The 26,931-nt window shown below is 70.1% G+C and carries 29 protein-coding genes, 1 tRNA gene and 1 pseudogene; 16 read left to right on the plus strand and 15 right to left on the minus strand.

Annotated elements, in window-relative coordinates:
- Positions 1–91: 91 nt before the first annotated feature.
- The 3 genes from ACWDLG_RS04580 to ACWDLG_RS04590 are packed head-to-tail and all read right to left on the minus strand — an operon-like array spanning position 92 to position 3,109.
- The gene (locus tag ACWDLG_RS04580; RefSeq protein ID WP_449915925.1) at positions 92–1,189 is read right to left on the minus strand and encodes a LacI family DNA-binding transcriptional regulator; all 1,098 of its coding nucleotides are present in this window, start codon (positions 1,187–1,189) and stop codon (positions 92–94) included.
- A gap of 12 nt (positions 1,190–1,201) precedes the next feature.
- On the minus strand, positions 1,202–2,101 hold the full coding sequence (locus tag ACWDLG_RS04585; RefSeq protein ID WP_449915927.1) for a PfkB family carbohydrate kinase: 900 nt from the start codon (positions 2,099–2,101) through the stop codon (positions 1,202–1,204).
- 6 nt (positions 2,102–2,107) lie between these two features.
- On the minus strand, positions 2,108–3,109 hold the full coding sequence (locus ACWDLG_RS04590; protein ID WP_449915929.1) for an SIS domain-containing protein: 1,002 nt from the start codon (positions 3,107–3,109) through the stop codon (positions 2,108–2,110).
- Between the two features lie 223 nt (positions 3,110–3,332).
- Between ACWDLG_RS04590 and ACWDLG_RS04595 the strand changes: the two genes are divergently transcribed.
- From ACWDLG_RS04595 to ACWDLG_RS04610, 4 genes are all read left to right on the plus strand, one after another.
- Positions 3,333–4,646 (plus strand): ABC transporter substrate-binding protein, encoded by a 1,314-nt coding sequence (locus ACWDLG_RS04595; RefSeq protein WP_449915930.1) that lies wholly within the window; start codon positions 3,333–3,335, stop codon positions 4,644–4,646.
- A 2-nt stretch (positions 4,647–4,648) separates the two neighbouring features.
- The gene (locus ACWDLG_RS04600) at positions 4,649–5,536 is read left to right on the plus strand and encodes a carbohydrate ABC transporter permease (protein ID WP_449915932.1); all 888 of its coding nucleotides are present in this window, start codon (positions 4,649–4,651) and stop codon (positions 5,534–5,536) included.
- Positions 5,533–6,366, plus strand: coding sequence for a carbohydrate ABC transporter permease (locus tag ACWDLG_RS04605; protein WP_449915935.1), 834 nt, complete (start codon positions 5,533–5,535; stop codon positions 6,364–6,366). Before ACWDLG_RS04600 ends, ACWDLG_RS04605 begins: the two co-directional genes overlap by 4 nt.
- Before the next feature lie 140 nt (positions 6,367–6,506).
- Positions 6,507–7,490, plus strand: a complete 984-nt coding sequence (locus tag ACWDLG_RS04610) for an aldo/keto reductase (RefSeq protein WP_449915937.1) — start codon at positions 6,507–6,509, stop codon at positions 7,488–7,490.
- Between the two features lie 42 nt (positions 7,491–7,532).
- Here ACWDLG_RS04610 and ACWDLG_RS04615 read toward each other — a convergent pair whose 3' ends face one another.
- A complete protein-coding gene (locus ACWDLG_RS04615; RefSeq protein WP_449915938.1) occupies positions 7,533–8,174 on the minus strand; it encodes a LysE family translocator in 642 nt (213 codons plus the stop codon).
- Between the two features lie 60 nt (positions 8,175–8,234).
- Between ACWDLG_RS04615 and ypfJ (ACWDLG_RS04620) the strand changes: the two genes are divergently transcribed.
- The 3 genes from ypfJ (ACWDLG_RS04620) to ACWDLG_RS04630 all read left to right on the plus strand — a co-directional run bounded on the left by ypfJ (ACWDLG_RS04620) (position 8,235) and on the right by ACWDLG_RS04630 (position 10,540).
- Complete coding sequence (ypfJ, locus tag ACWDLG_RS04620) at positions 8,235–9,185, plus strand: KPN_02809 family neutral zinc metallopeptidase (protein WP_449915940.1); 951 nt, start codon at positions 8,235–8,237, stop codon at positions 9,183–9,185.
- Positions 9,186–9,325: 140 nt separating this feature from the next.
- On the plus strand, positions 9,326–10,177 hold the full coding sequence (ypfJ, locus tag ACWDLG_RS04625; RefSeq protein WP_449915942.1) for a KPN_02809 family neutral zinc metallopeptidase: 852 nt from the start codon (positions 9,326–9,328) through the stop codon (positions 10,175–10,177).
- Between the two features lie 66 nt (positions 10,178–10,243).
- Positions 10,244–10,540, plus strand: coding sequence for a type II toxin-antitoxin system VapB family antitoxin (locus ACWDLG_RS04630; RefSeq protein WP_354919110.1), 297 nt, complete (start codon positions 10,244–10,246; stop codon positions 10,538–10,540).
- Positions 10,541–11,371: 831 nt separating this feature from the next.
- Here ACWDLG_RS04630 and ACWDLG_RS04635 read toward each other — a convergent pair.
- From ACWDLG_RS04635 to ACWDLG_RS04660, 6 genes are all read right to left on the minus strand, one after another.
- Complete coding sequence (locus ACWDLG_RS04635; protein ID WP_449915945.1) at positions 11,372–12,247, minus strand: phosphotransferase family protein; 876 nt, start codon at positions 12,245–12,247, stop codon at positions 11,372–11,374.
- Position 12,248: 1 nt separating this feature from the next.
- Positions 12,249–12,527 (minus strand): hypothetical protein, encoded by a 279-nt coding sequence (locus ACWDLG_RS04640; protein WP_449915946.1) that lies wholly within the window; start codon positions 12,525–12,527, stop codon positions 12,249–12,251.
- A gap of 793 nt (positions 12,528–13,320) precedes the next feature.
- Positions 13,321–13,410, minus strand: a tRNA-Ser gene (locus ACWDLG_RS04645).
- A gap of 10 nt (positions 13,411–13,420) precedes the next feature.
- Positions 13,421–13,858 carry a tRNA adenosine(34) deaminase TadA gene (gene tadA, locus ACWDLG_RS04650; RefSeq protein ID WP_354919300.1) on the minus strand — a complete coding sequence of 146 codons (438 nt, stop codon included), beginning with the start codon at positions 13,856–13,858 and terminating at the stop codon, positions 13,421–13,423.
- Positions 13,859–13,875: 17 nt separating this feature from the next.
- Positions 13,876–14,355, minus strand: coding sequence for a tRNA adenosine deaminase-associated protein (locus ACWDLG_RS04655; RefSeq protein ID WP_354919126.1), 480 nt, complete (start codon positions 14,353–14,355; stop codon positions 13,876–13,878).
- 17 nt (positions 14,356–14,372) lie between these two features.
- On the minus strand, positions 14,373–14,882 hold the full coding sequence (locus tag ACWDLG_RS04660; protein ID WP_354919128.1) for a tRNA adenosine deaminase-associated protein: 510 nt from the start codon (positions 14,880–14,882) through the stop codon (positions 14,373–14,375).
- 153 nt (positions 14,883–15,035) lie between these two features.
- Here ACWDLG_RS04660 and upp point away from each other — a divergent pair, with 153 nt between their 5' ends.
- The 6 genes from upp to ACWDLG_RS04690 all read left to right on the plus strand — a co-directional run bounded on the left by upp (position 15,036) and on the right by ACWDLG_RS04690 (position 19,040).
- On the plus strand, positions 15,036–15,674 hold the full coding sequence (gene upp / locus ACWDLG_RS04665; protein WP_354919131.1) for a uracil phosphoribosyltransferase: 639 nt from the start codon (positions 15,036–15,038) through the stop codon (positions 15,672–15,674).
- A 120-nt stretch (positions 15,675–15,794) separates the two neighbouring features.
- Positions 15,795–16,013, plus strand: a complete 219-nt coding sequence (locus ACWDLG_RS04670; protein ID WP_354919134.1) for a hypothetical protein — start codon at positions 15,795–15,797, stop codon at positions 16,011–16,013.
- Between the two features lie 121 nt (positions 16,014–16,134).
- A complete protein-coding gene (locus tag ACWDLG_RS04675) occupies positions 16,135–16,293 on the plus strand; it encodes a hypothetical protein (protein ID WP_354919137.1) in 159 nt (52 codons plus the stop codon).
- Positions 16,290–16,820 (plus strand): PH domain-containing protein, encoded by a 531-nt coding sequence (locus ACWDLG_RS04680; protein ID WP_192778731.1) that lies wholly within the window; start codon positions 16,290–16,292, stop codon positions 16,818–16,820. Before ACWDLG_RS04675 ends, ACWDLG_RS04680 begins: the two co-directional genes overlap by 4 nt.
- Positions 16,821–16,916: 96 nt before the next feature.
- On the plus strand, positions 16,917–18,251 hold the full coding sequence (locus ACWDLG_RS04685; protein ID WP_449915950.1) for a helix-turn-helix domain-containing protein: 1,335 nt from the start codon (positions 16,917–16,919) through the stop codon (positions 18,249–18,251).
- 105 nt (positions 18,252–18,356) lie between these two features.
- Complete coding sequence (locus ACWDLG_RS04690) at positions 18,357–19,040, plus strand: FadR/GntR family transcriptional regulator (protein ID WP_354919144.1); 684 nt, start codon at positions 18,357–18,359, stop codon at positions 19,038–19,040.
- 617 nt (positions 19,041–19,657) lie between these two features.
- Here the strand turns inward: ACWDLG_RS04690 and dnaN are convergent.
- From dnaN to ACWDLG_RS04705, 3 genes are all read right to left on the minus strand, one after another.
- On the minus strand, positions 19,658–20,755 hold the full coding sequence (gene dnaN, locus ACWDLG_RS04695; RefSeq protein ID WP_354919147.1) for a DNA polymerase III subunit beta: 1,098 nt from the start codon (positions 20,753–20,755) through the stop codon (positions 19,658–19,660).
- 346 nt (positions 20,756–21,101) lie between these two features.
- Positions 21,102–21,761, minus strand: a complete 660-nt coding sequence (locus ACWDLG_RS04700) for a response regulator transcription factor (protein ID WP_449915953.1) — start codon at positions 21,759–21,761, stop codon at positions 21,102–21,104.
- Entirely contained in the window at positions 21,755–23,164 is a 1,410-nt protein-coding gene (locus tag ACWDLG_RS04705; protein WP_449915955.1) for a sensor histidine kinase, read from the minus strand. Before ACWDLG_RS04705 ends, ACWDLG_RS04700 begins: the two co-directional genes overlap by 7 nt.
- 108 nt (positions 23,165–23,272) lie before the next feature.
- Between ACWDLG_RS04705 and ACWDLG_RS04710 the strand changes: the two genes are divergently transcribed.
- Complete coding sequence (locus ACWDLG_RS04710; RefSeq protein WP_449915957.1) at positions 23,273–24,178, plus strand: ABC transporter ATP-binding protein; 906 nt, start codon at positions 23,273–23,275, stop codon at positions 24,176–24,178.
- Positions 24,175–24,849 (plus strand): ABC transporter permease, encoded by a 675-nt coding sequence (locus ACWDLG_RS04715; RefSeq protein ID WP_449915959.1) that lies wholly within the window; start codon positions 24,175–24,177, stop codon positions 24,847–24,849. The genes ACWDLG_RS04710 and ACWDLG_RS04715 overlap by 4 nt, the downstream gene beginning before the upstream one ends.
- Here the strand turns inward: ACWDLG_RS04715 and ACWDLG_RS04720 are convergent.
- Positions 24,827–25,723, minus strand: a complete 897-nt coding sequence (locus tag ACWDLG_RS04720) for an SMP-30/gluconolactonase/LRE family protein (RefSeq protein WP_449915961.1) — start codon at positions 25,721–25,723, stop codon at positions 24,827–24,829. The two genes, ACWDLG_RS04715 and ACWDLG_RS04720, sit on opposite strands and share 23 nt — an antisense overlap.
- Positions 25,724–25,808: 85 nt before the next feature.
- Between ACWDLG_RS04720 and soxR the strand changes: the two are divergent.
- A pseudogene (gene soxR / locus ACWDLG_RS04725) lies at positions 25,809–26,249 on the plus strand (redox-sensitive transcriptional activator SoxR); the annotation flags it as partial.
- A 172-nt stretch (positions 26,250–26,421) separates the two neighbouring features.
- Here the strand turns inward: soxR and ACWDLG_RS04730 are convergent.
- A complete protein-coding gene (locus ACWDLG_RS04730; protein WP_449915963.1) occupies positions 26,422–26,874 on the minus strand; it encodes a universal stress protein in 453 nt (150 codons plus the stop codon).
- Positions 26,875–26,931 lie beyond the last annotated feature (57 nt).

Consider the following 26,931-nt stretch of genomic DNA (forward strand, 5'->3'; position numbering starts at 1 on the left):
AACCGGATCCCCTGGCGTTACTCGGGAGCTGCCGGAAGACGCGTGAACGGCCGGCCGCCGGCGGGCCGACCGAGGAGCGCCCGGCCCGTTCTCAGGGCGCCATCGGCGGGGTGACCGAGGAGCGCACGACCAGTCGCGACCTCAGGGTGTGCATCTCGCCGCGCGGATCCGCGCCGCCGATCGTGTCCAGCAGCACCTGGGCCGCCTTGGCCCCCAGCTCGTGCACCGGCTGTTCGATCATCGTCAGCGGCGGCTCCATGACCGCCGCCCACGAGCTGTCGTCGAACCCGATCAGCGCCACGTCGCGCGGGCAGGCCAGCCCCGCCGTCCGCAGCGCCCGCAGCGCTCCGGTCACCGCGTCGGTCTCGGTGCAGAAGACGGCGGTGATGCGGTCGGGCAGGGCGAGCATGCGGGTGACCTCCTCGGTCGCCCGCTCCTCGGTCTTGGGCCCGACCATCACCAGTTCGGGGTCGAAGGGGATGCGGGCGTCGTCGAGCGCGTCGAGGTAGCCGCGCAGCCGCTCGCCGTCCGTCCACAGGTTGCGCGACGCCTCGGCCAGCAGCCCGCGCCTGGTCGCGGGCGCTTCGGGCGCGGGCGGCCCCCACACGAACCCGATCCTGCGGTGGCCCGCCGCGATCAGCGTCTCGACCGCCTCCCTGGCCGCGTCGCGGTTGTCGATCACGACGGCGTCGAGGTCGAGGGCGGCGACCGCGCGGTCCACGAGCACGACGGGGATGCCCCTCTCGACCGCCGCCTTGATGTGGGCGACCTCGCCCTTGCCGATCGCCGCCGAGGCGACGATGAAGCCGTCGACGCGCTTGTCGATGAGCACGTTCGTCGCCGCGACCTCCTCGTCGAGGTCCTCGTACGTGCTCAGCACGATCGTGTCGAAGCCTCTGGCGCGGGAGGTGTCGCAGATGCCGCGCACCACGCCGGCGAAGAACGGGTTGCCGATGTCGGCGACGATCACGCCGAGGGTGTGGCTGACGCCGGTCGACATGCTGCGCGCCAGCGCGTTGGCCCGGTAGCCGAGCTTCTCGGCGGCGGCGAGCACCCGTTCCCGCAGTTCGGGGCTGACGTATCCGTACCCGCCGAGTGTCCGGGCCGCGGTGGCCCGGCCGACGCCGGCCTCGGCGGCCACCTCGGAGATCGTCGGCGGTCCCGCCGCGCGGCCCCGGTCAGCTGGCATGGATGACGTCCCTCATTTCTCGCGTTCGGAGCCTGGCCACATGCTAGCCAGGGCCCGCCGTTCGACGGGCCGCCCGTGGCCGAACGCGCCTTCGACGAAGCACTGCCGGTAGGCGCTGTCAGCGCCGTCGTGCAGGGCCCGCTCGATCATGCGCTCCGACGGTCGCCGGCCGGCCGACCACCCGGCGCGCAGCAGGGAGACGGCGAAGCCGGCCAGGAAGGCGTCGCCGCAGCCCATGGTGTCGACGACGGCGTCCTGCGCGACGGGGCGGGCCGGGGCCGCGACGGTCACGCGGCCGTCGTGGGCGATCGCGCCCGCCACACCGCGGGTGGCCAGCGCCAGGCCCGCGCCCCGCCGTACGGCGTCGGCGAGCAGCGCGCGGGTGGCGCCCTCGTCGAGGTGGGAGCACGAGAGCAGCACCAGGTCGGCGTGCGGGCAGACGCGGTCGAGGTAGGCGGGGGCGCGGTAGTCCTCCTCGCTCGACAGGTCGAAGCTCACGAGCGTGTCGAGCTTGGGCAGCTCGCTCTCGCTGCGGGAGTAGACGCTGGAGTGCACCAGGTCGAAGGACGAGGCGTGGTCGAGCAGTTCGCCGTCGAGCGCGAGCGGCTCCCGGACCGTGACGCCGCCGCCGTTCCAGCCGAGGAAGACCCGGTCGCCGTCGTCGACGCGCAGGGTGGAGACCCCGGTCTCGCCCTGCCGTACGACGCAGTGGTCGACGGCGACGCCCTGCGCGGCGATCGACTCGCGGAGGAAGCCGCCGAGGTCGTCGTCGCCGAAGACCCCCAGGTAGGCGGCTTCGACGCCGAGGCGGCCGGCGTAGACGGCGACGTTCACGCTGTTGCCGCCCGGATAGTCGATGCCGCGGTCGACGAACCGGTCGACGATGTTGTCGCCGAAGCCGAGGACTCTCATGAAGGCTCAGTAGTCCATGACGCGGTAGTAGCGGCGCAGGTCGAGTGAGTGGTCCCGGACCCGCTCCAGGTGCTTGCTCACCCTGCCCATCACGGTGTCGAGCACGAGGGGCGCGAGCAGACCGCGGAACTCGGGGCTGATGCCGTCGAGCGGGTAGTCGCGGGTGTCGAAGACGGTGACGTCCTTGGAGATGCGCCTGGCGAAGGACTCGACGCGGTCGGTGAGGGCGCGCGTCTCGTCCTCACCCTGGAAGACGATCACGCTGGTGTCCTCCTCGAGCAGTTCGAGCGAGCCGTGGAAGAACTCGGCGCTGTGCACCCGCGTGGTGCGCAGCCACTGCATCTCCTCGAGGATGCACATCGAGTAGAGGTAGGTGAAGCCCCAGAGGTTTCCGCCGCCGACGAGGAAGTGGTAGTCGGTGTCCTGGTGGGCCTCGGCGAAGGCCGCGGCCACGGGTTCGGCCTGCTTCGCCACCTCGAGCAGGACGCCGGGGATGCCCGCGAGCTCGGCGGCGAGCTTGTCGTAGCCGTCGAACTCGCCCCTGCGCGACAGCAGGCGTCCCATGAACAGCAGCATCTGGGGGTCGAACGGCCAGGCCTTCGGCTCGGAGACGAGCGCGACGTCGACCTTGGTGGCGACGGGCGAGTCGGGGTGGCCGGTGAAACCGATCGTGTAGGCGCCCTTGGCCTTGCAGTACTCGATGGCGCGGACGCTGTCGTCGGTCGTGCCCGTCACCGAGGTGAAGATCGCCGCGGTGCGCTCGCCCAGACCCGCGTCGCCCGAGGCGATCAGCTCGGCCGCGATCACCGCCCGTACGGCGAGGCGGGACGAACGCCTGGCCAGGTGCTCGTACGGCCACATCTGCGCGTAGGTGCCGCCGGCGCCGACCAGGAGGAGGTTGTCGAACCCCTCCTCCACGAGGCGGTCGGCGACCTCCTCGATCCGCGGGCGCAGGGCCACCGTGCTCGCCAGCTGGGAGAGGAATTCGGGCTCGTTGAAGCCGAGCATGTTCGGGTCCTTTCGGGAGTGACGCGACCTGATACCGGTATCACGCGGGGATCACGCTGGCACAGCGCAACCATCTCCGTCAACTGTTCAGCAGGTCAGAGGTGGCGACCCGAGAAGGAAGATCTTTTCAACTTCCCTCTGGTACCGGTATCAGATCGGCTGTACAGTCGGCCCTCACCACGCGGATCCGAGGTGCCGAGGCACTCCGAGAGAAAGGAAGCCCATGCGTCCTCGCCCATTGACGACGCTGGCCGTACTGGCCGGGTCGCTCGCCCTCACCGGCTGCTCAGGCGGTACGGCGCCGGCTCCGGCCGCCGACGTCACGGCGAAACCGGACTTCTCCGGCACGCTCAGCGTCCTCACCAAGTTCGCGGGCGATCCGCTGAGCCCGTACTTCGAGAAGCTCGCCGCCGCCTACCAGAAGCGGCACCCTGGCGTGAAGGTCGAGCTCATCCAGGAGACCGACCAGAGCATCAAGGACAAGACCAAGACCCTGACCGCCTCCGACGCGCTGCCCGACGTCTACTTCACCTGGACGGGCAACTGGGCGGAGAACTTCGTCCGCGGCGGCAGGGCGGCCGACCTGACGAAGGTGATCGGCCCCGGCACCGAGTGGGGTCGCACCTTCGGCGAGTCCTCACTGTCCGCCTTCGCCTTCGACGGCAAGTACTACGGCATCCCGCTCTACAACAACGGCAAGTTCATGGGCTACAACAAGGCCGCCTTCGCCAAGGCGGGCCTCAAGGTGCCCACCACGTTCGAGGAGCTCGTCGGCAGCTGCCGGGCGCTGCGCAAGGCGGGCTACGAGCCGATCGCGTTCGGCAACAAGGACGGCTGGCCCGCACTGCACTACCTGCAGCAGCTGTTCGCCTACGACGTGCCAGGCCAGACCCGCGAGGCAGACGTCCGCCCCGCCACGGCCAAGCTCGACCACCCCGGCTACCTCGCCGCGCTCAAGCAGTTCAAGACCCTCGTCACCGACTGCACCGACACCGGCAGCGGCACCAACGGCGTCCTGTACACCTCGGCGCAGGAGGCGTTCGCCAACGGCAAGGCCGCCATGTACTACCAGGAGATCCTGGAGTTCGACAGCACGACCGCCGGCCGGGGGCTCACCCCCGAGGACTTCGGCATCTTCCCGCTGCCCGTCCCCTCGGGTGCCGCGGGCGACCCCAAGGTCATCGAGGGCGCGCCGGAGGGCTACCTGATCAACGCCAGGTCGCCGCGCGCCGCGCTCGCCGTCGACTTCATGAAGTTCGTGACCGAGGTCGAGAACGCCAAGGTCCTCTCCTCTCCCCCGTACGGCCAGCCCAGCACCGTCGTCGGCGCCGTCACGCCCGAGACGTCCAGCAAGGCGGTGTTCGAGGGCATCGAGCTGGTCAACGCCGCGCCGCGGCTGGCCAGCTGGCTCGACATGGTCACCGTCCCCGAGGTCGCCGACGCCTGGCTGGCCGGCGGCGAGGCCCTCATCAGCGGCGGCCAGACCCCCGAGCAGGTGCTCGAGAGCGTGCGCCAGGCCTCCCGGACGGCCCGGTAGCCGTGCGCGCCGTCACTCGCCGGGCGGCCGGGCTCGCGTGGGTCGCCCCTGCCCTTGTGCTGGTCGGGGTGTTCGTCTACCTGCCGCTCGCGCAGAACATCGGGTTCAGCACCCTCAAGTGGGACATCTACAGCGGCGGCCAGGAGTACGTCGGCCTGGACAACTACCGCAGACTGCTCGACGACCCCGTCTTCTGGTCGTCGTTCGGCAACAACCTGCTGTACGCGGTGATCTCGATCGTGTTCCAGGTCTTCGGCGCGCTCGTGCTGGCCGCGCTCATCGAGAGCATCCGCAGCGAGAGGTGGCGGCGCGGCCTGCGGGCGATCTACTTCATCCCCTCGGCGATCTCGCTGACCGTCGCGGGCCTGCTGTTCTACTTCATCTACGAGCCGAGCCTGGGCCCGCTCAACCACGCGCTGGAGGCGGTGGGCCTGGGCCAGTTCGACCACTCGTGGCTCGGCCAGGAGAGCACGGCGATGCCGGCGGTCATCGCGATGAGCCAGTGGCAGGGCTTCGGTTACTCCACGCTGCTGTTCGCCGTCGCCATCCAGCGCATCCCGGCCGAGCTGTACGGCGCCGCGGCCATCGACGGCACCGGACCGGTCCGCCGCTTCACGCACGTGACGGTGCCTCTGGTGCGCGAGATGACCGGGCTCATGACGATGGTGACCATCTCCGGGGCGTTCCAGGTGTTCAACGAGGTCATGGTCATGACCAGCGGCGGCCCGAACAACTCGACCCAGGTCATGGGCACGTGGCTGTACCGCAGCGGCTTCGTGCGCAACAACTTCGGCTACGCCGCCGCCATCGCCACGCTGATCTTCGTCATCACGCTCGGCATCGCCATGGCGCAGCTGTGGTTCACGCGCAAGAGAAGGGTGGACTGGTGAGGCGACTGAGCTTTCTCGGCCTGGTCGCGCGGGTGTTCATGTGGGCCTTCCTGCTCGCCCTCGCGGTCGTCGTGGTCTATCCCCTGCTGTGGATGGTCCTCAACGGGTTCAAGTCGAACGCCGAGCTGTTCGGCGACCCGTTCGCGCTGCCCGTCGACTGGAGCTTCGCCAACTACCGGAAGGCGTGGAACAGGGGGGTCGACGACTACTTGACCACCAGCGTGCTGGTCACCGTCACCTCGACGATCGCCACCGTCTTCGTCAGCGCGTGGGCCGCCTACGGGCTGACCCGCGTCAGCATCCCGTTCCCCAAGGCGGTCACCGCGGTCATCCTCGGCGGGCTCATGCTGGCTCCCACCGTGGCGCTCGTGCCGCTGGTGAAGATGTTCCAGGCGATGGGGCTCTACAACAGCTTCTGGGCGCTGCTCATCCTGTACACCGCCTTCCGCGTGCCGTTCACGACCTTCCTCATCCGTGCCTACATGATCGACCTCCCGCGCGAGGTGGACGAGGCCGCGGAGATGGACGGCGCGGGCCGCTGGACCGCCTTCTGGCGCGTCATCCTCCCCATGAGCAAGCCGATCATCACCTCGACGGTCATGCTGCACGTCCTGTTCGCGTGGAACGAGTACCTCTTCGCGATGGTCTTCACCAGCGGCAGCGGCGTGCAGACCCTGCCGGTCGGGCTGACCAGCCTGATGAGCAAGCACGGCACCGACTACCCGGTGGTGTTCGCGGGGATGGTGATCGCGGCGCTTCCCGTGGTGCTGCTGTTCTTCCTCGGCCAGCGCTACATCGTCAAAGGCCTCGCCGACGGCATCGGAAAGTGAGCGGCCGCGGGCCGCCGAGCTGTGTGGTGGAACGCTGCCTGTCCGCGGTACGGCAGGCCCTCGCCTGACGGCCCGCCGGCGAGGGGGCTGCCCAGGCGGACGATTGGACAGGTCAGCGAGGTGCGCTTGATGCTGGGCGCATGGAACAGCGGACATTCGGCAGGACAGGCCGGCGCGTCTCCGTCGTCGGCCTGGGCACGTGGCAGCTCGGCGCCGACTGGGGCGAGGTGGCCGAGAAGGACGCGCTGGCCGTTCTCGACGCGGCCGTCGAGGCGGGCGTGACCTTCTTCGACACCGCCGACGTGTACGGCGACGGCCGCAGCGAGCAGCTGATCGGCGCCTACCTGCGCGAGCGTCCCGACGCGGACGTCATGGTGGCGACCAAGATGGGCCGGAGGGTCGCGCTGGACCCCGCCCTCTACACGCTCGACAACTTCCGCGCCTGGACGGACCGGTCCCGCGCGAACCTGGGCGTCGACCGGCTGGACCTGGTGCAGTTGCACTGCCCGCCGACCTCCGTCTACTCCTCGCAGGCCGTCTTCGACACTCTCGACACGCTCGTCGAGGAGGGCGCGATCGCCGCCTACGGGGTGAGCGTGGAGACCTGCGACGAGGCGCTGACCGCGATCGAGCGGCCCGGCACCGCCGGCGTGCAGATCATCTTCAACGCCTTCAGGATGAAGCCGCTGGAGCGCGTGCTGCCCGCGGCGGCGGACAAGGGAGTGGGGATCATCGCCAGGGTCCCGCTGGCCTCGGGGCTGCTGTCGGGCAGGTACACCAAGGACACGGTCTTCCCCGCGGACGACCACCGGTCCTACAACCGGCACGGCGAGCGCTTCGACCAGGGCGAGACGTTCTCCGGCCTCGACTTCGCCTCCGGGGTGGAGGCGGCGGCGGAGTTCGCGGCGCTGGCTCCCGAGGGGGTCTCGCCCGCGCAGACGGCGCTGCGCTGGGTCATCCAGCAGCCGGGCGTGACGGCGGTCATCCCCGGCGCCCGGGCGCCCGAGCAGGCGCGGGCCAACGCGGAGGCCGCCGCGCTGCCGGCGCTGCCCGAGGCGACGCTGCGGGCCGTACGGGACCTGTATGACCGGAAGATCCGCGCCCAGGTGCACCACCGCTGGTGACCTCCCGTCACGGGGGCGTCAGGAGGTCACCGGCGCCCGCCGTCAGGCGGCGACCACCGCGCGCGAGCGGTCCATGGCCAGGTGGATGGCCATGCCGCCGAGGACGGTGCCCATGAAGTAGCGCTGGACGCGCACCCACAGCGGGCGACTGGCCAGGAACGCGGCCAGCGTGCCGGCGGAGATCGCGATCAGGCCGTTGACGATGGTGCCGATGGCGACCTGGACCGAGCCCAGCGCGAGGCTCTGGAGCAGGATGTGCCCGGCCTGGGGGTCGACGAACTGCGGCAGCAGCGACAGGTAGAGAATCGCGATCTTCGGGTTGAGCAGGCAGGTGACCAGCCCCATGGAGAAGAGCCTGCGCGGCGAGACGGGCTCGAGTTCCCTCGGCTCGAACACCGAGCCGCCGCCGGGCTTGAGCGCCTTCCACGCCAGCCATCCGAGGTAGGCCGCGCCGGCCAGCTTCAGCGCCGTGTACGCCGCGGGCACCAGCGCGAAGATCGCGGTGAGGCCGAGGCACGTGGCGGTCAGGTAGAGCGTGAAGCCGAGCATCACGCCCATCAACGAGATGAGGCCCGCCCGCCTGCCTTGGGTGATCGAGCGAGAGATCAGATAGATCATGTTCGGTCCCGGGGTGAGGACCATGCCGAGCGACACCAATGCAATCCCGATAAGTCCACCCATCATGTGCCCCATTTTGCACAATTACGGAGCGTATTTGACCAATGACCCGGGAAGGGCATCGACATGCAGTTCGAGGACGATGCCGAGCTTGACCCCTCCCAGGTCGAGGACGTCAGAGCCGCCGGGCCCGGACCAGGGCCGGGCCGGGGACCGAGCGGCGGCATGCTGCCCGGCGGCTGCGCCGTCCCGGTCGGCGGCAAGGGCGCCGGCTGCCTGCTCCTGCTGGTCGGCATCGCCGCGCTGTTCCTGTTCCAGATCGTGCCGACGAACATCTCCATCGACGAGCCCGCCCGCCAACCCCAGCAGTCGCTGCCCGCGCCACAGGGGTCGCCGAGCGGCAACCTGGCCGCCCGCTGCCGTACCGGCGCGGACGCCGACCAGTCGGAGGACTGCCGCATCGTCGGCACCGTCAACAGCATCCAGGCCTACTGGCGGCAGGCGTTCGCCGAGCGCGACCGCACCTACACCCCGGCCAAGACCGTGCTGTTCTCCCGGGCCGTCAACACCGCCTGCGGCCCGGCCGACGCCTCGGTCGGCCCGTTCTACTGCCCCGCCGACCAGAAGGTGTACCTCGACCTGACGTTCTTCGACACCCTCCAGCGCGACTTCGGCGCGAAGGGCGGCCCCTTCGCCCAGGCGTACGTGATCGCCCACGAGTACGGTCACCACATCCAGAACCTGGTCGGCACCATGGACAGGGTCGGCCACGGCCGGCGGGGCGCCACCAGCGGCGCCGTCCGCCTCGAACTGCAGGCCGACTGCTACGCGGGCGTGTGGGCCCACAACGCGGTGCGCACCGGCTTCTACACCCAGCCGTTCACGCAGGCCGACATCGACGAGGCCCTCAGCGCCGCCTCGGCCGTCGGCGACGACAGCATCCAGCGCCGGACCACGGGCATGGTCGTGCCCGACGCCTTCACCCACGGCACCTCCGCGCAGCGCGAGAAGTGGTTCAGCACCGGCTACGAGAGCGGCGACCCCGGCCGCTGCGACACCTTCACCGGCGGCATCTGAGCCCGGCGGCATCTGACCCCGGTGGCATCTGATCCCGGTGGCATCTGACCCCGGTGGCATCTGAGCCCGGCGGCATCTGATCGGGGCCGGTCGGCCCGGGTGTCGGACTGATCACCCCGGCCCCGGGCAGATGCGAGGGCATGGATTTCCGAGACCAGGCCGACCTCGACGCCTCACAGGTCGAGGAGCGCACCGGCGGCGGCCGTTTCCCCGGCGGCGGGCTCGCCGTGGGCGGCATCACCGGCATCATCGCGCTGATCGCGGCCCTCGTCTTCGGGGTGAACCCCGGGGACATCATGGGCCGCGAACCTGAAGGGTTACCGCCCACCGCCAACCTGTCCGCGCAGTGCAGGAAAGGCTCGGACGCCGACCAGTCGGACAAGTGCCGCGTCGTCGGCGTCGTCAACAGCATCCAGGAGTACTGGAGCGGACTCGGCGGCTACCGGCCCGCCAAGACGGTCCTGTTCTCCCAGGCGACGAACACCGGCTGCGGAGCGGCCGACTCCTCCGTCGGGCCGTTCTACTGCCCGCGCGACGAGCAGGTCTACCTCGACCTGAGCTTCTTCGACGTCCTGCAGTCCAGGTTCGGCGCCGAAGGCGGGCCTTTCGCGCAGGCCTACGTGATCGCCCACGAGTACGGTCACCACGTGCAGAACCTGACCGGCCAGATGGACCGCGTCGGCCAGGACCGGCAGGGCCCCGACAGCGGATCGGTGAAGCTCGAACTGCAGGCCGACTGCTACGCCGGCGTCTGGGCCAAGCACGCCGTGGACACCGGGTTCTACGAGAAGCCGTTCACCCGCTCCGACATCCAGCAGGCGCTCGACGCGGCGGCGGCGGTCGGCGACGACCGGATCCAGGAGCGCACCCAGGGCAGGGTCGACCCCGAGGCGTTCACGCACGGCACGGCGCAGCAGCGCGTCAGGTGGTTCACCACCGGATACGAGACGGGCTCCCCGGAGCAGTGCGACACCTTCCGGAGGGGCGTCTGACCGTTCCAAAGGGCGTCCGACCTGCGAAGAAGGCGAAAAGGTGGAATCTCTTCTAAAATCGATGGGGTGATCTTTAAGTTGGTCGGCGACGGTCGCCCATATCCAGAACACGGTCTGAGCAATCGCGAATGGGCGCAGATCCCGCCGCGGCAGGTCCGACTCGACTCGCTGGTCACCACCAAGGCGATGCTCGACCTGCACTCGCTGCTGGCCGCCGACTCGACGTTCTACGGCGACCTGTTCCCCCACGTGGTGCAGTGGCAGGGCGAGCTCTACCTGGAGGACGGCCTGCACCGCGCCCTGCGGGCCGCGCTCCACCAGCGCTCGATCCTCCACGCCCGGGTCCTGGAACTGCCCTCGTGACCCACGACGAGGACGACGCGAAGGGCCGTTGATCGCTGACGATCGACGGCCCTTTCCACGATCCGCCACGACCGTGACGATTCCCATGGCCCGCGAGCGGCAACGTTCCAGGTGACGGTTTCCCTGGTCATGGGGGTTCGCCATGGGTCACCCACCGCCTCAGCCCGGCACGCCACCGCCGTACGTCCGCATGGTCGTGCCCGTCCATCCGCGGCACGTCAGGTCGGTCACCAAGCGGCGCGGCCTGAGCCCGGCTACCCACCTGGCGCACTTCGCGCTGACGGTGGCCACGTGCGGTCTGTGGGGGCTGTTCGTGTGGCTGCCCTGGTGGGCTTTCCGCATGCTCGTGCGGCGGAAGTCGACCACGCACTACTACTACTCGTGGCAACCGAAAAGGGCCGCCCGTCGGCGACCCTTCCCAGAAGCGGTCGTGGTGGGATTCGAACCAGAACCGCACGCCTTCTTGGCCTTGGGTGACGCGGATCGTAGCCGGCGGAGCCCGGGATGAGGCCACATGGTTCCGGACGAACTCGAACGGTCTCGGCCGAGCCGTTCCCCCAAATCACGGGAAGCTTGGACCACACTGGCCGTGACGCCGGGCACGCCGCGGCGATGCTGGTGTCCGGGCGAGTGGGATGAGCAGGCGACGGCCGACTTGATCGAGGCGCGAGCGGAGCGGCTGCGGCTGTTTGAGGTCCCTCGCGGGCTGCCGTGACGGGGCACCGTGCCACCCACCTCGGACGCCGAGAAGCAACAGCGGACCGCGGCCCGCGCCTGAGACAGAGAACGCCCCGCCCATCGGGGCGAGGCGTTGGTTTTGCCATGTGCTGGCTATCGGGTGCGGTACTCCACCCAGGCACAGCCAGCGGAGACGGCGCGGCTACGGAACTCGCGACCCTCCTCGACGTACATGGCCTTGTAGAGACGGAACAGCGTCCACAAGGCGGCGAGCCCGGTCACCGCACGCTCTGGCGCCGACGCCCATGCGGGCGCCAGGAGCTCCTCGGCCTGGGCGGGCGTGTGCCCGGCCTCGACCAGGCGCGGCGCGAGCATGACCGCGTCCACCCAAGGGGCGCCGCCGGCAGCGAACCCCCAGTCGATGACCCGCACGCCCTCGGCGGTGACCATGAGGTTGCCGGCGTGCAGGTCGTAGTGCAGGAGCGCGCCACCGGCCAGGGCAGCGACGTCGAACCCCTCGATGGCGGCGGTGTACATCGCCTGGTCGGGCACCTCGTGAGAGGGCTTGGCCATCAGGTGCCTGCCTTTGGCCAGGAGGAACTCGACGTTGTCGGCGACGAGGGGCGCCCCCTGCTCGGGTGCCTTGAGGGTGGCGAGCTTGCCGAGGGCTGCGAGGACCGCGGGCACGTCGGCCGAGCCGGGGGACAGGTCGGCGCGGCGGCCGGCGAGGTGCTCGAACAGCATCGCGATCCAGCCGTTGTCGTCGCCGCTCCACGTCATCCGCGGGGCCGGCGCGCCGGCGGGCAGGATCGTCCCGGCCCAGCGCTCCCGCTCGTACAGGTGGGCGGCCGGGCTGTCGAGCGGGACGGCCTTGAGAAACGCCTTGCCGCCGTCCTCCGTGTACAGGGTCGCGGCGATCCCCGGCATGAGGCCCTGATGCGCCGCCTCCGACTTCAGCACGAGACCGACGACGTCCTGGACTTCGGTGCGCACCGTCGCGGGCAGTTGCTCCCACTGGGGCCTATCCATGTCAGACCTCCGTCTTCGGGTCGTCGACGCAGCCGGCGTAGCACTGGCTGCACTCGCTGGCGGGGATCCACAGTTCGGCGTCGACCTCGAGGCCGGCCGCGCGGATGGCTTCGACGGTAGCGCCGATGTCTGCGGTGGGCGGGCGTGCTGGGCTACGGCGCGGACGCTCCAGCAGTACGCGATCAAATATCTCGTATGGCCAACCCAAAGGGAGACACGGGCGCCCGTCGAGCAGGATGTGCTCGACCTCACGGCCATCCGGCCCGAGTCGGCGCACCATGCGGCGAGCATGCCGAATCGACGATCACGCCTCTGATGGAGCGCCCCAGTCGCCGCAGCGCGCCTGGAGTGGCGCCTGCCACATCGCGGGCGGAGCACGAGCAGTTGCAGGAGCATGAGCAGCGGCGTGCCGAGCAGCCAGATCGCCAGCCGTTCACCCACAGGCGCGGACGGGTGGCGCAGCACGTCGCGGATGCCGACCGCGTACGACAGGCCGAGCCAGTAGGCGAGGCCCTCCCATACGAGCCCCTGGCCGGACGAGGAACGCCCACAGCATCGCTACCGGTGCGAGGTCCGACATCACCGTGGCGTACACCCGCCACGGCATCGGCAGGCGGCGCAGGTGGGCGACCTCCCATAGCGCATACAGCGTGTAGGAGTGGTACCAGCGGACGTGCGCGGGGTGCGGGTGCGGGGTGCGGTGCGGGCGCGGAACAGCTCGGTCAGCAGTTCCGGTAGCTCACGCGCGATGCGGACGTACTGGACCGCCAGCCGCCAGGTGACGGCGTCGCTGACCTTGGCCCGGAGTTCGGGCAGCGGTCGGACGGGCCCGTCGTGGGCATGTCGTAGGTGGCGATCGCGGCGGACAGGCTGGGGAGCGCCTGCTGGATGCGCGAGCCGGCCTGTGCCCGGTCGGCCAGGAGGGTGGACTGGTCGATGCTGAGGGCGGCTGTGATCGCTTCAAGTACGCCGTCGCCAGGGCCGTGCGCGTCGCCCGTTCCCAACGGTGACCGAATGATCTTGAGATGCGAAGAGCCTCTGAACTGTGTTACCAGGTCAGAGGCTCTTTGTCGTGGCGGTGGTGGTGGGATTTGAACCCACGGATGAGTTGCCCCATCACACGCTTTCGAGGCGTGCGCCCTCGGCCACTAGGCGACACCACCGCGCATGAGCTTACCGGATCCTGCGAGTGCCGAAGAACTCCTTGAGTGTCGCGGAGCACTCGTCCTCCAGCACACCCATGATGACCTCGGGCCGGTGGTTGAGCCGGCGATCGCGGACCACGTCCCACAGCGACCCGACGGCCCCGGCCTTGGCGTCGACCGCGCCGTACACGATCCTGTCGACCCTGGCCAGCACCGCCGCGCCCGCGCACATCGTGCAGGGCTCCAGCGTGACCACGAGCGTGCACCCGGCCAGCCGCCAGGTGCCGAGGGACGCGGCGGCGGCCCGCAGGGCCAGCACCTCGGCGTGCGCGGTCGGGTCGGCGCCCGCCTCTCGGTCGTTGCCGGCCCGCGCCAGCACCGCGCCCGACGCGTCGAGGACCACCGCCCCGACGGGCACCTCACCTCTGGCCGCGGCCGCCGACGCCTCGTCGAGCGCCAGCCGCATGGCCGTGTCCCATGGGGTCACCGCAGCCTGTCGAGCTCGTCGGCGAAGGCCAGCCGCTCGGCGATGACCGACAGGATGTCGGCGGGCAGCACGCCCTCCTCCATGCTCAGCTCGAGCAGCTCTTCCTTGCTCACCCCGAAGTCGCTCAGCAGCTCGAAGTCGCCCGCCGGCCGTACGCCGAGGTCGGCGCTGTCCTTGTCGGGCGCGACGCCGGCGAACTCGGCGAACAGCTCGCCGAGCGCGTCGGACAGGCCGGCCTGGGCGTCGGAGAGGAAGACCCGCGGCTCCTCGTCACCCCGGTAGCGGGCGATGGCGAACCACTCGTCCTCCACCTCGACGCACAGCAGCGCAAGCTCGTCGCCGCTCAACCCCAGACTCTCCTGGACGGCGTCGCCGAGGTCGTCGACGATCTCCGCCTCGCTCAGATCGACTTCGGCCCCGCTCCACCCGTCGGGTGTCCTGACGAACGCGGCCGAGAAGATGGCGCTGGAGGGCATGCCACTGCTCCCGAGATTCAGCCGAAGACCGAGTCGATGGCTCGCTCGAACGGCTCGGAGAAGCCGAGCCGCGCGGCGATGCTGGACAGCACGTCCTCGGGGTGAAGGTCGATGTCACCGGAGAGGATGCCCAGCTCCATCTCGTCCAACCCGAGGTCCACGAAGATCGACAGATCGCCGGCGGGCAGCACGGTGTCCTCGTCCTGGAGGATGTCGTCGAGCTCGTCCTCGTCGGGGACGGGCACGTCGAGGTATTCGAGCACCTGCTGGGCCAGCGGGTAGTCCCACGAGGCGGCGATGTCGGACAGGAAGACGTCGACTCTGTCGCCGAGCACCCGCAGCGCCACGAAGAACTCGTCGCCCACGGCCACCAGGCCGATCGTGCCGCTCTCGCTCGGCTGCTGCTTCAACGCATGGATGAGCCCGTGGAGATCGGAGGTGAGAGCGACAGGGAGCAACTCCGCGTCCCAGCACTCGTCCTCGCGATAGATCACGATGGCGAAGTCGAGCGCATCTTCGTCTGTCATCGTCGTGCTCCCCACCCGGCCTGCCAACGCGGCCTCTACGAGCTCCAATGGTTCCAGAAGCGTCCACTGAGCGTAGGGCCGTCCGGCCAAATTGTGATCAAATCCAAGTACGCGACGTGCCGGTACCTTCCACACAAGATAGCGTTGTCCGTTATGGAGACCCTCGTCGTCGATCACCCCCTCGTCGCGCACAAGCTGACCACGCTGCGAGATGTCCGTACCGATTCGCCCACTTTCCGGCGGCTCGCGGACGAGTTGGTGACTCTCCTGGCCTACGAGGCCACGCGCGACGTCCGGGTCACGGACGTGACCGTCCAGACGCCGGTGTCTCCCGCCCACGGGATCCGGCTGGCCAAGCCGTACCCGCTGGTCGTGCCCATCCTGCGGGCCGGGCTCGGCATGCTCGACGGCATGACCAGGCTGCTGCCCACCGCGGAGGTCGGCTTCCTCGGCATGATCCGCAACGAGTCGACCCTGCAGGCGGAGACGTACGCCACTCGCCTGCCGGACGACCTGTCGGGCCGCCAGTGCTTCGTCGTCGACCCGATGCTGGCCACGGGCGGCACCCTGGCGGCGGCGATCCAGTTCCTCTTCGACCGGGGCGCCGTCGACGTCACCGCGCTGTGCCTGCTGGCCGCCCCCGAGGGGCTGGCCTACATGGACAAGGTCTTCGCCGACTCCGGCCGGCCGATCAGGGTCGTGACCGCGGCGCTCGACGAGCGGCTGAACGAGCAGGGCTACATCGTGCCGGGCCTCGGCGACGCCGGCGACCGCCTCTACGGCGTGGTCTGATCGGCTCTTTCCCCTACATGGCCCCGACCCTTCGTTACATACTGTTGCTACGTGGGTACGAAGAGTAACGAAGGTATCTCATATGCGCCTCCTGCTCCGAGGCGCGCATCGGGGAGCACCATGAGCGAGCTGCCAGCCACGAGTCCCTACGCGGAGGTCGAATCAGCCCTTCGCGACGAGTTCGCGGGGATACACTCCGCGAGCACGGTCACCCGCTGCGTCGAGGCCGCGCATTACGGCGCACTCGAGGTCACCGGCTATGCCCACCCGGGTCTGGTCGAGCGGATCGCTCGCAAGCACCTTCACGTCCTGGCGCTCGTGGCGAGCGACCGGGGCTAGTCAAGATCGAGTTCTGTATCCGCGACGCGTAAGACAGTCGTGGTCTGGAGCGCTTTACCCAGCCACCTGGCTGGGTAATGTATACGGCGGGTGTAGTGGGAATGTGGTAGTGGAGGCGACAGTGCAGGTCAAGAAGGTCCTCACCTATGGTGGTATCGCATTCGTTGCGTACTACCTCTTCGCACGACCAACCGATGCGGCGGACGCGGTGCGTGGCGCGTTCGACACGGTGTTCAACGCGGCCGACTCTCTGGCCCAATTCTTCAACAGCCTCGCATGAGACTTGTGACCCACGGGGACTCTGCTCCGTCGTCGGTCAACCGCTACCTACTCCCCCACGAACACCAGGTCATCATGGTGCGGCGACACCCCGCCGTGCTGCTTCGTCCGGTCGCCGAGGTCTTCGGCGGCCTGATCATCGCTGGACTGCTCAGCAAGTTCTTCGGCGACCAGGGTGGCGGCACCGCCTTGGTGGTCGTGTGGTGGCTGTGGCTGCTGTTGCTCATCCGTTTCGTATGGAAAGTCGCGGAGTGGTCGGTCGACTACTTCGTGGTGACCTCGAAACGGATGTTGCTCACGACGGGCCTCATCACGCGCAAAGTCGCGATGATGCCGCTACAGAAGGTCACCGACATGAGCTTCCAGCGCTCCTTGCTCGGTCGCATGCTCGGTTACGGTGAGTTCATCCTCGAGTCAGCAGGTCAGGACCAGGCCCTGTCCACGGTCGAGTACATCCCGTATCCGGAGACCCTTTATCTCGAGGTCTGTCAGATGCTTTTCCCGAGCAAGGACGAAGGGGACGATTAACCCTCTGTGAAGAGATTTCTCGGGTGGGGATACCCGATTCGGTCGCTTCATGCAATCATTGCGACACATTGACCCTTCCCCGCCCTGAGAGATGAGATGCCGAGTCAGGGAACCATCGGTGACCGCGTCCGAGGACTGCGGCTAAACAGGCGGATGTCTCAGGCCCAGCTGGCCGGGCCCGACCTGTCGGACAGTTATGTCTCACTCATCGAGTCGGGTAAGCGAACACCGACTCCCGTAGTGGCCAGACTCCTGGCCGAGCGACTGGGATGCACCACCGAGTTCCTCCTGCACGGGATCGAACCTCGACAGCGCATCGACACCGAGCTCGGCCTCCGCCATGCCGAGCTGGAGTTGCGGCACGGCGACCCGAACGTGGCCGCCGAGCGCTTCACCGAGATCATCAAGGCCGCCGGCGAGGAGAACGCGATGCTCGCCGCGCACGCCAGACTCGGCAGAGCGCGCGCGCTCGAGGCGCAGGGCAGGCTCGGACCGGCTGTCGAGGCTTATGAGCGGCTGCGTAGGGAGGCTGCCGCTCATCCCGAACGCCTTGCCGACCTGCCGCTGGCCGTCGCGCTCGCGCGCTGTTACCACCTGGCTGGCGACCGGCTGCGCGCACGCGACCTGGGCACCGCGGCGTTCGAGCACGCCACCAGGCTCGCCGTCACGCAGGGTGAGCTGGCGGTGGAGCTGGCCGCCGCGCTCGTGGAGACCCGCTCGGACCCGTCGCCTGAGCTCACCTACGTGCGGCAGGTGCTCGTCTCGACCGGGACACCTGAGATTGTGGACCGTTCCGCTGAGATCCACGCGCTGTGGAAGGCGAGCATCGTGGCCGCGGCCGGCGAAGACTCCGCGCTGGCCGTACGGCTGGCCGACGACGCCATCTCCGCAGGTCGCTCCGCCCGCCTGGCCGTCCGCCTCGGGCAGGTCTCGATGGCGTGGGCGCGCCTCGGGCTCGCCACGGCCGCGGAGGCGGAGGAGTTCGCCACGAACGCGAGCCGGATCCTGTCCGCCTTCGCCGACACGGTCGCCGACCACGCCGAAAGCATGATCGTGCACGGGCGCGTCCGGCTCCGGGCGGGTGACGCCGACGGCGCGAGCGAGCTCGGCACCAATGCGCTCAGCCTGCTCCGTAACGTTCCAGGAACGGTCCCAGCGGTCGCCCACCTGCTGCTGGCCGACGCCACGCTCGCGAGTGGCGGCGACGCGACCGAGCACCTCCGCTCGGCCCGGCTGCTCCTGGACGCGCTCCACGCCCCGCCGTACGGGATCGACAGGAGAGCGGCCAGATGCTGGCGCGAACTGGGCGACCTGTACGGCAGGGCCGGTCATCAGGACGAACAGACCGCGGCGTATCGTAGAGCCCTCGAAGCCGCAGGAGTTCGTTCCGCCATGGCCGGAGTGCGGGTGGACGCGCCACTTTCCCGCTGAAAAAGAACTCCGGGAGCTCCAGATTTGTGTTTTCACGTCTGGAATAATTAGGGTCGACCAGTCATTGACTCATAGGATGATTGGTTTCCCCGGAGGAGGCGGACTGTGAGTCTGCGTACGGCGCAGCGGGCCTCGCTCGTCGACCAGGTGATCGATCAGCTCAAAGAGCAGATCACCTCAGGGTCGTGGCAGATCAACGGCAAGATCCCCACGGAGACCGTGCTCGCCGAGCAGCTCGGAGTGGGACGCAACACGGTTCGTGAGGCCGTGCGCGCGCTCACCCACGCCGGGCTGCTCGAGTGCCGGCAAGGCGACGGCACCTACGTCAGGGCGACCAACGAGCTGTCAGGAGCGATGCTGCGCCGGCTCAAGCAGGCCGAACAGCTGGAGATCCTCGAAGTCAGGCGCGCGCTCGAGGTCGAATCGGCGCGCCTGGCCGCCACCAGGCGCACCGACGACGACATCCGCATCATCGAGGCGCGCCTGGCCGACCGCGACAGGGCGTGGGAGGCCGGCAACCCCGAGGCGTTCGTCGAAGCCGACCTGTCCTTCCACAAGGCGGTCGTGGGCGCGACCCACAACCTGGTGCTGATCGACCTCTACGAGGACTTCTCGGCGGCGCTGCGGGCCAGCATCACGGCGGCGGGCACATCGATGGACGCGCTCAACTCCAGCTACATCCCCCACGACGCGATCGCCCGCGCCATCGCGGCAGGCGACGCCTCCGCGGCCGAACGCGCCGGCCACGCCTGCATGGAACACATCCTCATCGCCCTGACCGACGTCTGACCCCAGCTCCCTCTCCACCGACTCGCGGCTGGGATCGGCCGCCCATCCCCCGCACACGCAACTGCCTTCCGTATGGGTCACGGGACCGGCCGCTTTCCACGTGCGCCGCGGGTCTTGTCGGCGTGTCTCTCGCCCGCGCCATGAGGATGGCCGCCTTCCGCATCGGTGCGTGGAGCCGGTCGTCCTTCCCCCGGCACGCGCCGCCGGGCCGGTCATGCTCCCCCTGCACGCGCCGTCGGGCCTGTCGTCCTTCCTCCCGTACGGCAAGCCACACCAACGGCCACCGGGGTCACTCGCTGGCCGCCCGTCTTTCACGCATACTCCAGCAGGACTCCGGCTGATCGCCGCTACGTCGCCCGTACAGCCGTTCCTCTGGCCAGCCTCGCCCGTACAGCCGCCCCGTAGCCAGCCTCGCTGGGACAGCCGCCCCCGCGGCCAACGCAGCCCATACAGCCGTCCCCGTAGCCAACGCGGGTGGAGCGCAGACCGGCCGGAACGCGGGTGGAGCACGGACCGGCCGGAACGCGGGTGGAGCACGGACCGGTCGGAACGCGGGTGGAGGTACACCTGTGTCCGCGCGTGGGGCGACTGTCCGCGCGTGGGGCGACGCGGGGTGGTCAGACGAGGCGGAGGGACATGACGAGGTAGCGGAAGGCGGGGTCGGCGTCGCCCGGGACGTCGGTGATCATGGCGGGCCTGGTCGGCGACTCCATGTTGATGCGCGCGAACTCCGTCTCGATCCCGGTCAGCCCGTCGATCAGGAACTGCGACTGGAAGGCGATCTGGATGTCGTCGCCGCGCAGGTCGCACTCCACCACCTCGGCGCCGCGTCCGATGTCGCCGCCGCCCGCCTGGATGAGCACCTGGCCCTGCGTGAACGACAGCTTCATGCGGGTGTTGCGCTCCGCGACGAGCGCGACGCGCTTGATCGCCTCCACGAACGGGCCGACGCGCACGTCGGCGCGCAGCGGCCAGTCGGCCGTCAGGCGCGTGCGGTAGTCGATGAACTGCTCGTCCAGCAGGCGGACGGTGGTGCTGCGGCCGACGCTCTCGAAGCCCGCCACCCCGTCGCCCATCGCGATCGACACCTCGCCGCCGCGCAGCGACTTGGCCACCTCGACCAGCACCCTGGCGGGCACCATCGCCGAGATGTTGACGTCGGGCCGGACGGGACGCCAGGCGAAGTCGCGGGCCGCGATGCGGTAGCGGTCGGTGGCGGCCATGGCCACGGAGTCGCCCGCGATGTCGACCCGGATGCCGGTCAGCATGGGCAGCGTGTCGTCGCGGCTGGCGGCGGGGGCCACCTGGCCGACGGCTCCGGCGAACACGCCACCGCCGACCGCGCCGATGGCGGGGGGCATCGTGGGCAGGGTGGGAAAGTCCTCGACCGGCATCGTCACGAGCCCGAACTCGGCGCTGCCGCAGGTCAGCACCGCCTCGGAGCCGTCGGTGACGATCTGGACCGGCTCCTGCGGCAGGCTGCGGCTGATCTCGGCGAGCAGCCTGCCAGGGATGAGGACCTGGCCCGGCTCGTCGATGTCGGCCTCGATGCGCGCTCGCGCGGAGACGTCGTAGTCGAAGGCGGACAGGGTCAGCTCGTCGCCCGCTTCGAGCAGCAGACCGGACAGCACGGGAGCGGAGGGGCGGGTGGGGAGGACTCGGGCCGCCCACGCCACCGCGTCAGCCAGCACATCGCGGTTAACCCGGAACTTCACCTGAGCCATCCCTTCGTCGCCGGTTTCTCACCAAACGTTAGCCGGTGGCACTGACAAACCGGACCGGTGCGAGATGATCCCACCGCAGCTCGGAGGCGGCCCCAGGGGTCCGCCGCGCTCGATGCGCCAGAGACCCCCAGCCCAGCCGCGTGAACGGCGCCGCCAGGCGCGACGGCCGGCGCCGGGCTACGCAAGGCCAGCTAGTGTCGGGCCGTGTTGGAGACGGCTGGCGCCGGGCCGAAGAAGGCTGGCCTCGGGCCGCGCTGAAGACGGCTGGTGTCGGGCCGCGTCGAAGACGGCTGGCGCCGGGCCGAAGAAGGCTGGCCTCGGGCCGCGCTGAAGACGGCTAGCGGCGGGCCGCGTTGAGGTAGGCCAGGACGGCCAGCACGCGCCGGTTGTCGTCGTCGGAGGGGGCGAGGTCGAGCTTGGCGAAGATGGAGGCGGTGTGCTTGCCCACGGCGCTCTCGCTCAGGTAGAGCCGCTGGGCGATGGCGGCGTTCGACCGGCCCTCGGCCATCGCCCCCAGCACCTCCTTCTCGCGTGGCGTGAGCCTGCCGAGCGGCTCGTGCCTGGCCTTGCTGGCCAGCAGCTTGGCGATCACCTCGGGGTCCATCGCGGTGCCGCCCTCGGCGACCCTGCGTACGGCGTCGACGAACTGCTCGGCGTTGAACACCCTGTCCTTCAGCAGGTAGCCGACGCCGCCCGACCCGTCGGCCAGCAGCTCCCTGGCGTACAGCTGCTCGACGTGCTGCGACAGCACCAGGATGGGCAGGCCGGGGATCTGCTTGCGGGCGTCCAGCGCGGCCTGCAGGCCCTCGTCGGTGAAGGTGGGCGGCAGCCGTACGTCGACGATGGAGACGTCGGGCCGCAGCTCGATCAGCGACCGGTGGAGGGAAGGGCCGTCCTCGACGGCGGCGACGACGGTGAAGCCGTGGGCCTGGAGCAGGTGGACGAGGCCTTCCCTGAGCAGGTAGAGGTCCTCGGCGACCAGGACGCGGTTCACCATGCGCCGCGCCAGGGGCGTCTCGGGGTGGACTCGGCCATCCAGCGTTCCCTGTCGTGGCACATCGGCAGGTAGAGCGCCAGGCCGTACATCAGCGAGCCCAGCGCGATCATTCCGATGATCGTCGGCCACTGCCACGGATCGTCCAGGTACAGCGCCAGGAACCACGACTTGATCTCGAGGTCGAGGGCCTTGAAGACGCCCGCGACCAGGCCCTGCGGGAACAGCGGGAGCCAGGCCAGGCCCCAGCACACGACCACGGTCGAGGTCTGCCACCACGGCATGCGGATCTTCGGCTTGCCGTACTCCTCGGGCAGGGCCAGCGGCACCGACAGGGCCACGGTGGTCGGGCCGCCCTCCGGGCTGGACACGGCGAGCACGCCGTCGAAGGCGGCGAGGCGGCGTTCGATGCCGTTCAGGCCGCTGCCGCGCGAGGCGTCGGCCCCGCCGCGCCCGTCGTCCCAGACCAGGACGTTGACGTCGCGTCCGGAGTGGCTGATGTCGACGGTGACGCGTTCGGCGCCGGAGTGCCTGGCCACGTTCGACAGCAGCTCGCTGATCGCGAAGTAGAGCGCGGTCTCGACCGGCGTCTGCAGCCGTACGGGGAGGTCGATCTGCACGTCCACCGCCAGCGGGCTGTCGAGGGCCAGCGCCCGCACCGCGTCGCCGAGCCCGCGTTCGGCCAGGACCGGCGGGTGGATGCCGCGCACCACCCGGCGCAGTTCGGCCAGCGCCTCCGCGGAGGCCTCCCGCGCCTTGGCCAGCAGCGCCACGGCCGCGGCCGGATCGTTCCTGACCAGTTCCTCGACCGCGCCGAGCGTCATGCCGAGCGCGACGAGCCGCGCCTGGGTGCCGTCGTGCAGGTCGCGTTCGATCCTGCGCATCTCGGCCGCCTGCGAGTCGACCGTCGTGGTGCGCGACTCCGCCAGCCGCCGCACCTGGCCCGCCAGCCGGCTCTTGGCCGTCGGCGCCAGCAGCAGCGCCGCCCACCGCCCGTAGACGCGCTGCGCGGGTCCCGGCAGCGCCAGCAGCGGCAGCGCCAGTACCGCCTTCACCACCGGGTCGAGCAGCAGCCAGACGAAGTCCCGCCACGTGGCGGGGTCGCCGAACAGCCACTTCCAGCGGTTGCTCCACCTCGGTACCCGCGGCGACTTGTAGAGCGTGCGGTCGTGGCGGTACCAGCCGTCCGGTTGCGGCACGGGCGGGGGCGGCTCGGGGTGGTACGGCGCCTCGATGCCGGCCATCCTCCTGGTCAGCCCGGTCACGCGCCTGACGAGCATGACCGTGGGCGGGAAGCACGGAACCAGCCCCAGGGCGAACGCGCCGATCAGCGCGAGCATCGACAGCAACGCCACCGGCACCTCGACGGCGACCAGCGCGATCAACACCAGGCTTCTGCGGAGCATGCCCCCAGTCTGGGCGATCGGCAGCCTATGCACACTGCACCTAGCCCCACCCCTGTCGTGCATCCAGCCGCCTTACCGGCGGGCGCGCCGGTTCCTAGCGTCATGGACATGAAGGTCATCGAGGTCGCGAACCTCCGCAAACTCTATGGGGACCACGTGGCGGTGGACGACGTCTCGTTCGCCGTCGCCGAGGGTGAGATCTTCGGCGTGCTCGGTCCGAACGGCGCCGGCAAGACCACCACCGTCGAGTGCGTCGCGGGGCTGCGGACCCCCTCAGGCGGCACGATCAGGGTCGGCGGGCACGACCCCGTCGGCGACCGCGCCGCCGTCCGCCGCATCCTGGGTGTCCAGCTGCAGAGCGCCGCCCTGCCCGACAAGATCAAGGTATGGGAGGCGCTGGACCTCTTCGCGTCCTTCTATCCCGACCCGGCCGACTGGCGGGCGCTGCTCGACACGGTGGGCCTGTCCGCCAAGCGGAACACCCCCTTCGCCAAGCTGTCGGGCGGCCAGCGGCAGCGGCTGTCGGTCGCGCTGGCCCTGGTCGGCAGGCCGCGCGTGGCCGTGCTCGACGAGCTGACCACCGGGCTCGATCCGCAGGCCCGCAGGGACACCTGGGAGCTGGTCGAGCGGGTCAGGGCGGACGGGGTCACGATCGTGCTGGTCACCCACTTCATGGAGGAGGCGGAGCGGCTCTGCGACAGGGTGGCGCTCATCTCCTCGGGCCGGGTCGTCGCCCTGGACACGCCGGACGCGCTCATCGGCGGGGCCGGGGCCGCGCAGCGGGTCAGGTTCCGGCCGTCGGCGCCGGTCGAGGAGGCGCTGCTGCTGGCCGTACCCGGGGTCACGGGGGTGGTCAGGAACGGCGAGCAGGTCACGGTCACCGGCTCCGGCGACCTGGCGCCGGCTGTCACGATCGCGCTGGCGGAGCGCCGGATCGTCCCCGCCGACCTGCACATCGAGCGGACGACGCTCGAGGACGTCTTCCTCTCGCTCACCGGAAGGAGCCTGACGTGAGCAAGATCCTGCTCGTCGAGGCCAAGCTGCACCTGCGCGACGGCGCGTCGCTGCTGTTCACGATCGCCCTGCCGCTGATGCTGCTGGTCTTCCTCGGCCGGGCCGCGGGTCCCGCCTTCCCGGCGCTGATGGTCATGCTGTCGGTGCTGACGCTGTCGTTCACCGTGCTGCCTACGGTGCTGGCCACCTACCGGCACCAGGGCGTGCTGCGCAGGATGTCGACGACGCCGGTCTCGCCCCTGCGCGTGCTGGCCGTCCAGCTGCTGATCAACCTGGTGGTCGCGGTGGTGGCCACCGGACTGCTGATGGTGTTCGGGCCGGGCCTGCCGCGCAACCTGCCCGGGTTCCTGCTGGTGTTCGTGCTCGGCACGGCGGCGCTGATGGCGATGGGGCTGGTGATCGCCTCCCTGGCGCCGAACGGCAAGGCCGCGCCGACCATCGGGTCCGCGGTGATGTTCCCGCTGATGTTCGTGTCGGGCATGTGGGTGCCGCGCGAGTACCTTCCCGAGGTCGTGCGGGTGATCGGCGACTACTCGGTGGCCGGGCCCTTCGCCCGCGCGCTGGGCGACACGTGGGCGGGACAGGCGCCCCACCTGCCCCACCTGCTGGTGCTGGCGGTGGGGTTGGTGGTGTCCGGGGCGCTCGCGGTCAGGGTGTTCCGCTGGGAATGATCCCCCGCACGTTGGTCATCAGCGCGTAGAGCGAGGTGGAGGCGGTGATGAACAGCCAGTTGCCCTTGAGCCCGCCGAAGGTCAGGTTGGCGACCTTCTCGGGGATCGCCAGCCTGCCGATGAGCGTGCCGTCGGGGTCGAAGCAGAGCACGCCGCCGTCTCCCGCCGCCCAGATCCGGCCCGCGTCGTCGAGCCTGATGCCGTCGGAGGTGCCCTCGGCCAGCACCTTGCCGCCCGACAGGGTGCCGTCGGCGTGGACGTCGAAGACGCGCAGGTGCCTGCGGCGGGTGTCGACGACGTACAGCAGGCTCTCGTCGGGGCTGAACGCCAGGCCGTTCGGCCGTTCGAACCCGTCGGCCACCCGGGTCACCTCGCCGCTCACCGGGTCGACGCGGTAGACGTGGCAGCCGTCGATCTCCTGCTCGGCCCGGTGCCCCTCGTAGTCGCTGGTGATCCCGTACGGCGGGTCGGTGAACCAGACCGACCCGTCCGACTTGACGACCACGTCGTTGGGGCTGTTGAGGCGCCTGCCCTGCCACCGGTCGGCGAGGACGGTGATCGAACCGTCGTGCTCGGTGCGGGTGACCCTGCGGTTGCCCTGCTCGCAGGAGACGAGCCGGCCCTGCGCGTCGCGGGTGTTGCCGTTGACGTAGCCGGACGGCCGGCGGAAGGGCCCGACGTGGCCGGACTGCTCGTCCCAGCGCAGCATCCTGTCGTTCGGGATGTCGCTCCAGACCAGGTAGCGGCCTGCCGGGAAGTAGCAGGGTCCCTCGGCCCAGCGGGTGCCGGTGTGGAGGATCTCCATCCGCTCGTCGCCGCCGATGCCGGCGAAGCGCTCGTCGAGAACCTCGAACTTTGCCTGAATCGTGTTCACGGTCGGATCGTAGAAGATTGTCCGTTTAGGCTGGAGCGGTGCAGGTACTCGCGTACGTCAGCGACATCCACAGGGCCGTGACGCCATGACCGCGCCTTGGAACGCGAAGGAGCTGACGGTCGGCCAGCTGTCCGAGCGCAGCGGCGTGGCCGTCTCCGCCCTGCACTTCTACGAGGCCAAGGGCCTCATCTCCAGCCGCCGCACGGCGGGCAACCAGCGCCGCTACTCCCGCGACACCCTGCGCAGGGTCGCCTTCGTACGGCTGGCGCAGCGCATCGGCATCCCGCTGAAGACGATCAAGGACGCCCTGGCCGAGCTGCCCGAGGGGCGCACGCCGACCCGTGGCGACTGGGCCCGCCTGTCGGCCGCCTGGCGGACGGAGCTGGACGACCGCATCGAGCAGCTGCTGCGCCTGCGCGACGACCTCACCGACTGCATCGGCTGCGGGTGCCTGTCGCTCGACAGGTGCGTGCTGGCCAACCCGCGTGACGAGCTCGGCGAGGAGGGGCCGGGGGCCAGGCGCATCGACACCCACCTGCGCCCCTTCCCCTGCACCCCGGCCAACGGCTCCCCGCGGGAGGCCGGGCCCTCGGTGAACGGCTCCCCACGGGAAGCAGGACCGGCGGCGGACGGCCCCCCGAGAGCGGCAGGACCGGCGGCGGACGGCTCCCCGCGGGAAGCGGGGCGGGGCGAGGTGGTCAGCGGCCTTCCGTCGGAGGCACGATCAGCGTCGGGCGCCGAGCGTGGTGGAGCACGTGGTTGCTGACGCTGCCGAGGAGCACCGAGCGCACGCCGCCGAGGCCGCGCGATCCGGTGACGACGAGCGAGGCGTCGATCTCGTCGGCGAGGTCGACGATGGCCTGCCAGATGGAGCTCTTGTCGGCCACCGCGCGGTAGGTGACGTCGGACAGGCCGGAGGCGACCGCCAGCTCGGCCCCCTCCTTGGCGCGCGCCACGGCCTGCGTCTGCGCTTCCTCGACGTTCTCGCCGGGGATCAGGGTGGCGGCTGCCGCGCCGTGCCGGGCGAGCTGCACGATGAGCGGCTCCCACACGGTGACGATCACGGTGGGCTCCGCGCTGAGATGCTTGGCGGCGAACTCGATCGCGTGCCGCGAGTCGGCCGAGCCGTCATAGGCGATGAGGTACGACATGGTTGCGCTCCCTTTCGCGTGTCCTGTCTCCTGTAGCACTGGAGTGATCACGGGGGA

The sequence above is a fragment of the Nonomuraea sp. NPDC003727 genome (assembly GCF_053586935.1).

Bases quoted from the DNA above. Each gene is read 5' to 3' on its own strand.
- ACWDLG_RS04580 (WP_449915925.1), bottom strand. From the start codon at position 1,189: ATGCCAGCTGACCGGGGCCGCGCGGCGGGACCGCCGACGATCTCCGAG.
- ACWDLG_RS04585 (WP_449915927.1), bottom strand. From the start codon at position 2,101: ATGAGAGTCCTCGGCTTCGGCGACAACATCGTCGACCGGTTCGTCGAC.
- ACWDLG_RS04590 (WP_449915929.1), bottom strand. From the start codon at position 3,109: ATGCTCGGCTTCAACGAGCCCGAATTCCTCTCCCAGCTGGCGAGCACG.
- ACWDLG_RS04595 (WP_449915930.1), top strand. From the start codon at position 3,333: ATGCGTCCTCGCCCATTGACGACGCTGGCCGTACTGGCCGGGTCGCTC.
- ACWDLG_RS04610 (WP_449915937.1), top strand. From the start codon at position 6,507: ATGGAACAGCGGACATTCGGCAGGACAGGCCGGCGCGTCTCCGTCGTC.
- ACWDLG_RS04615 (WP_449915938.1), bottom strand. From the start codon at position 8,174: ATGATGGGTGGACTTATCGGGATTGCATTGGTGTCGCTCGGCATGGTC.
- ypfJ (WP_449915940.1), top strand. From the start codon at position 8,235: ATGCAGTTCGAGGACGATGCCGAGCTTGACCCCTCCCAGGTCGAGGAC.
- ypfJ (WP_449915942.1), top strand. From the start codon at position 9,326: ATGGATTTCCGAGACCAGGCCGACCTCGACGCCTCACAGGTCGAGGAG.
- ACWDLG_RS04635 (WP_449915945.1), bottom strand. From the start codon at position 12,247: ATGGATAGGCCCCAGTGGGAGCAACTGCCCGCGACGGTGCGCACCGAA.
- ACWDLG_RS04640 (WP_449915946.1), bottom strand. From the start codon at position 12,527: ATGGTGCGCCGACTCGGGCCGGATGGCCGTGAGGTCGAGCACATCCTG.
- tadA (WP_354919300.1), bottom strand. From the start codon at position 13,858: ATGCGGCTGGCGCTCGACGAGGCGTCGGCGGCCGCGGCCAGAGGTGAG.
- ACWDLG_RS04655 (WP_354919126.1), bottom strand. From the start codon at position 14,355: ATGCCCTCCAGCGCCATCTTCTCGGCCGCGTTCGTCAGGACACCCGAC.
- ACWDLG_RS04660 (WP_354919128.1), bottom strand. From the start codon at position 14,882: ATGACAGACGAAGATGCGCTCGACTTCGCCATCGTGATCTATCGCGAG.
- upp (WP_354919131.1), top strand. From the start codon at position 15,036: ATGGAGACCCTCGTCGTCGATCACCCCCTCGTCGCGCACAAGCTGACC.
- ACWDLG_RS04670 (WP_354919134.1), top strand. From the start codon at position 15,795: ATGAGCGAGCTGCCAGCCACGAGTCCCTACGCGGAGGTCGAATCAGCC.
- ACWDLG_RS04680 (WP_192778731.1), top strand. From the start codon at position 16,290: ATGAGACTTGTGACCCACGGGGACTCTGCTCCGTCGTCGGTCAACCGC.
- ACWDLG_RS04685 (WP_449915950.1), top strand. From the start codon at position 16,917: ATGCCGAGTCAGGGAACCATCGGTGACCGCGTCCGAGGACTGCGGCTA.
- ACWDLG_RS04700 (WP_449915953.1), bottom strand. From the start codon at position 21,761: ATGGTGAACCGCGTCCTGGTCGCCGAGGACCTCTACCTGCTCAGGGAA.
- ACWDLG_RS04705 (WP_449915955.1), bottom strand. From the start codon at position 23,164: ATGCTCCGCAGAAGCCTGGTGTTGATCGCGCTGGTCGCCGTCGAGGTG.
- ACWDLG_RS04710 (WP_449915957.1), top strand. From the start codon at position 23,273: ATGAAGGTCATCGAGGTCGCGAACCTCCGCAAACTCTATGGGGACCAC.
- ACWDLG_RS04730 (WP_449915963.1), bottom strand. From the start codon at position 26,874: ATGTCGTACCTCATCGCCTATGACGGCTCGGCCGACTCGCGGCACGCG.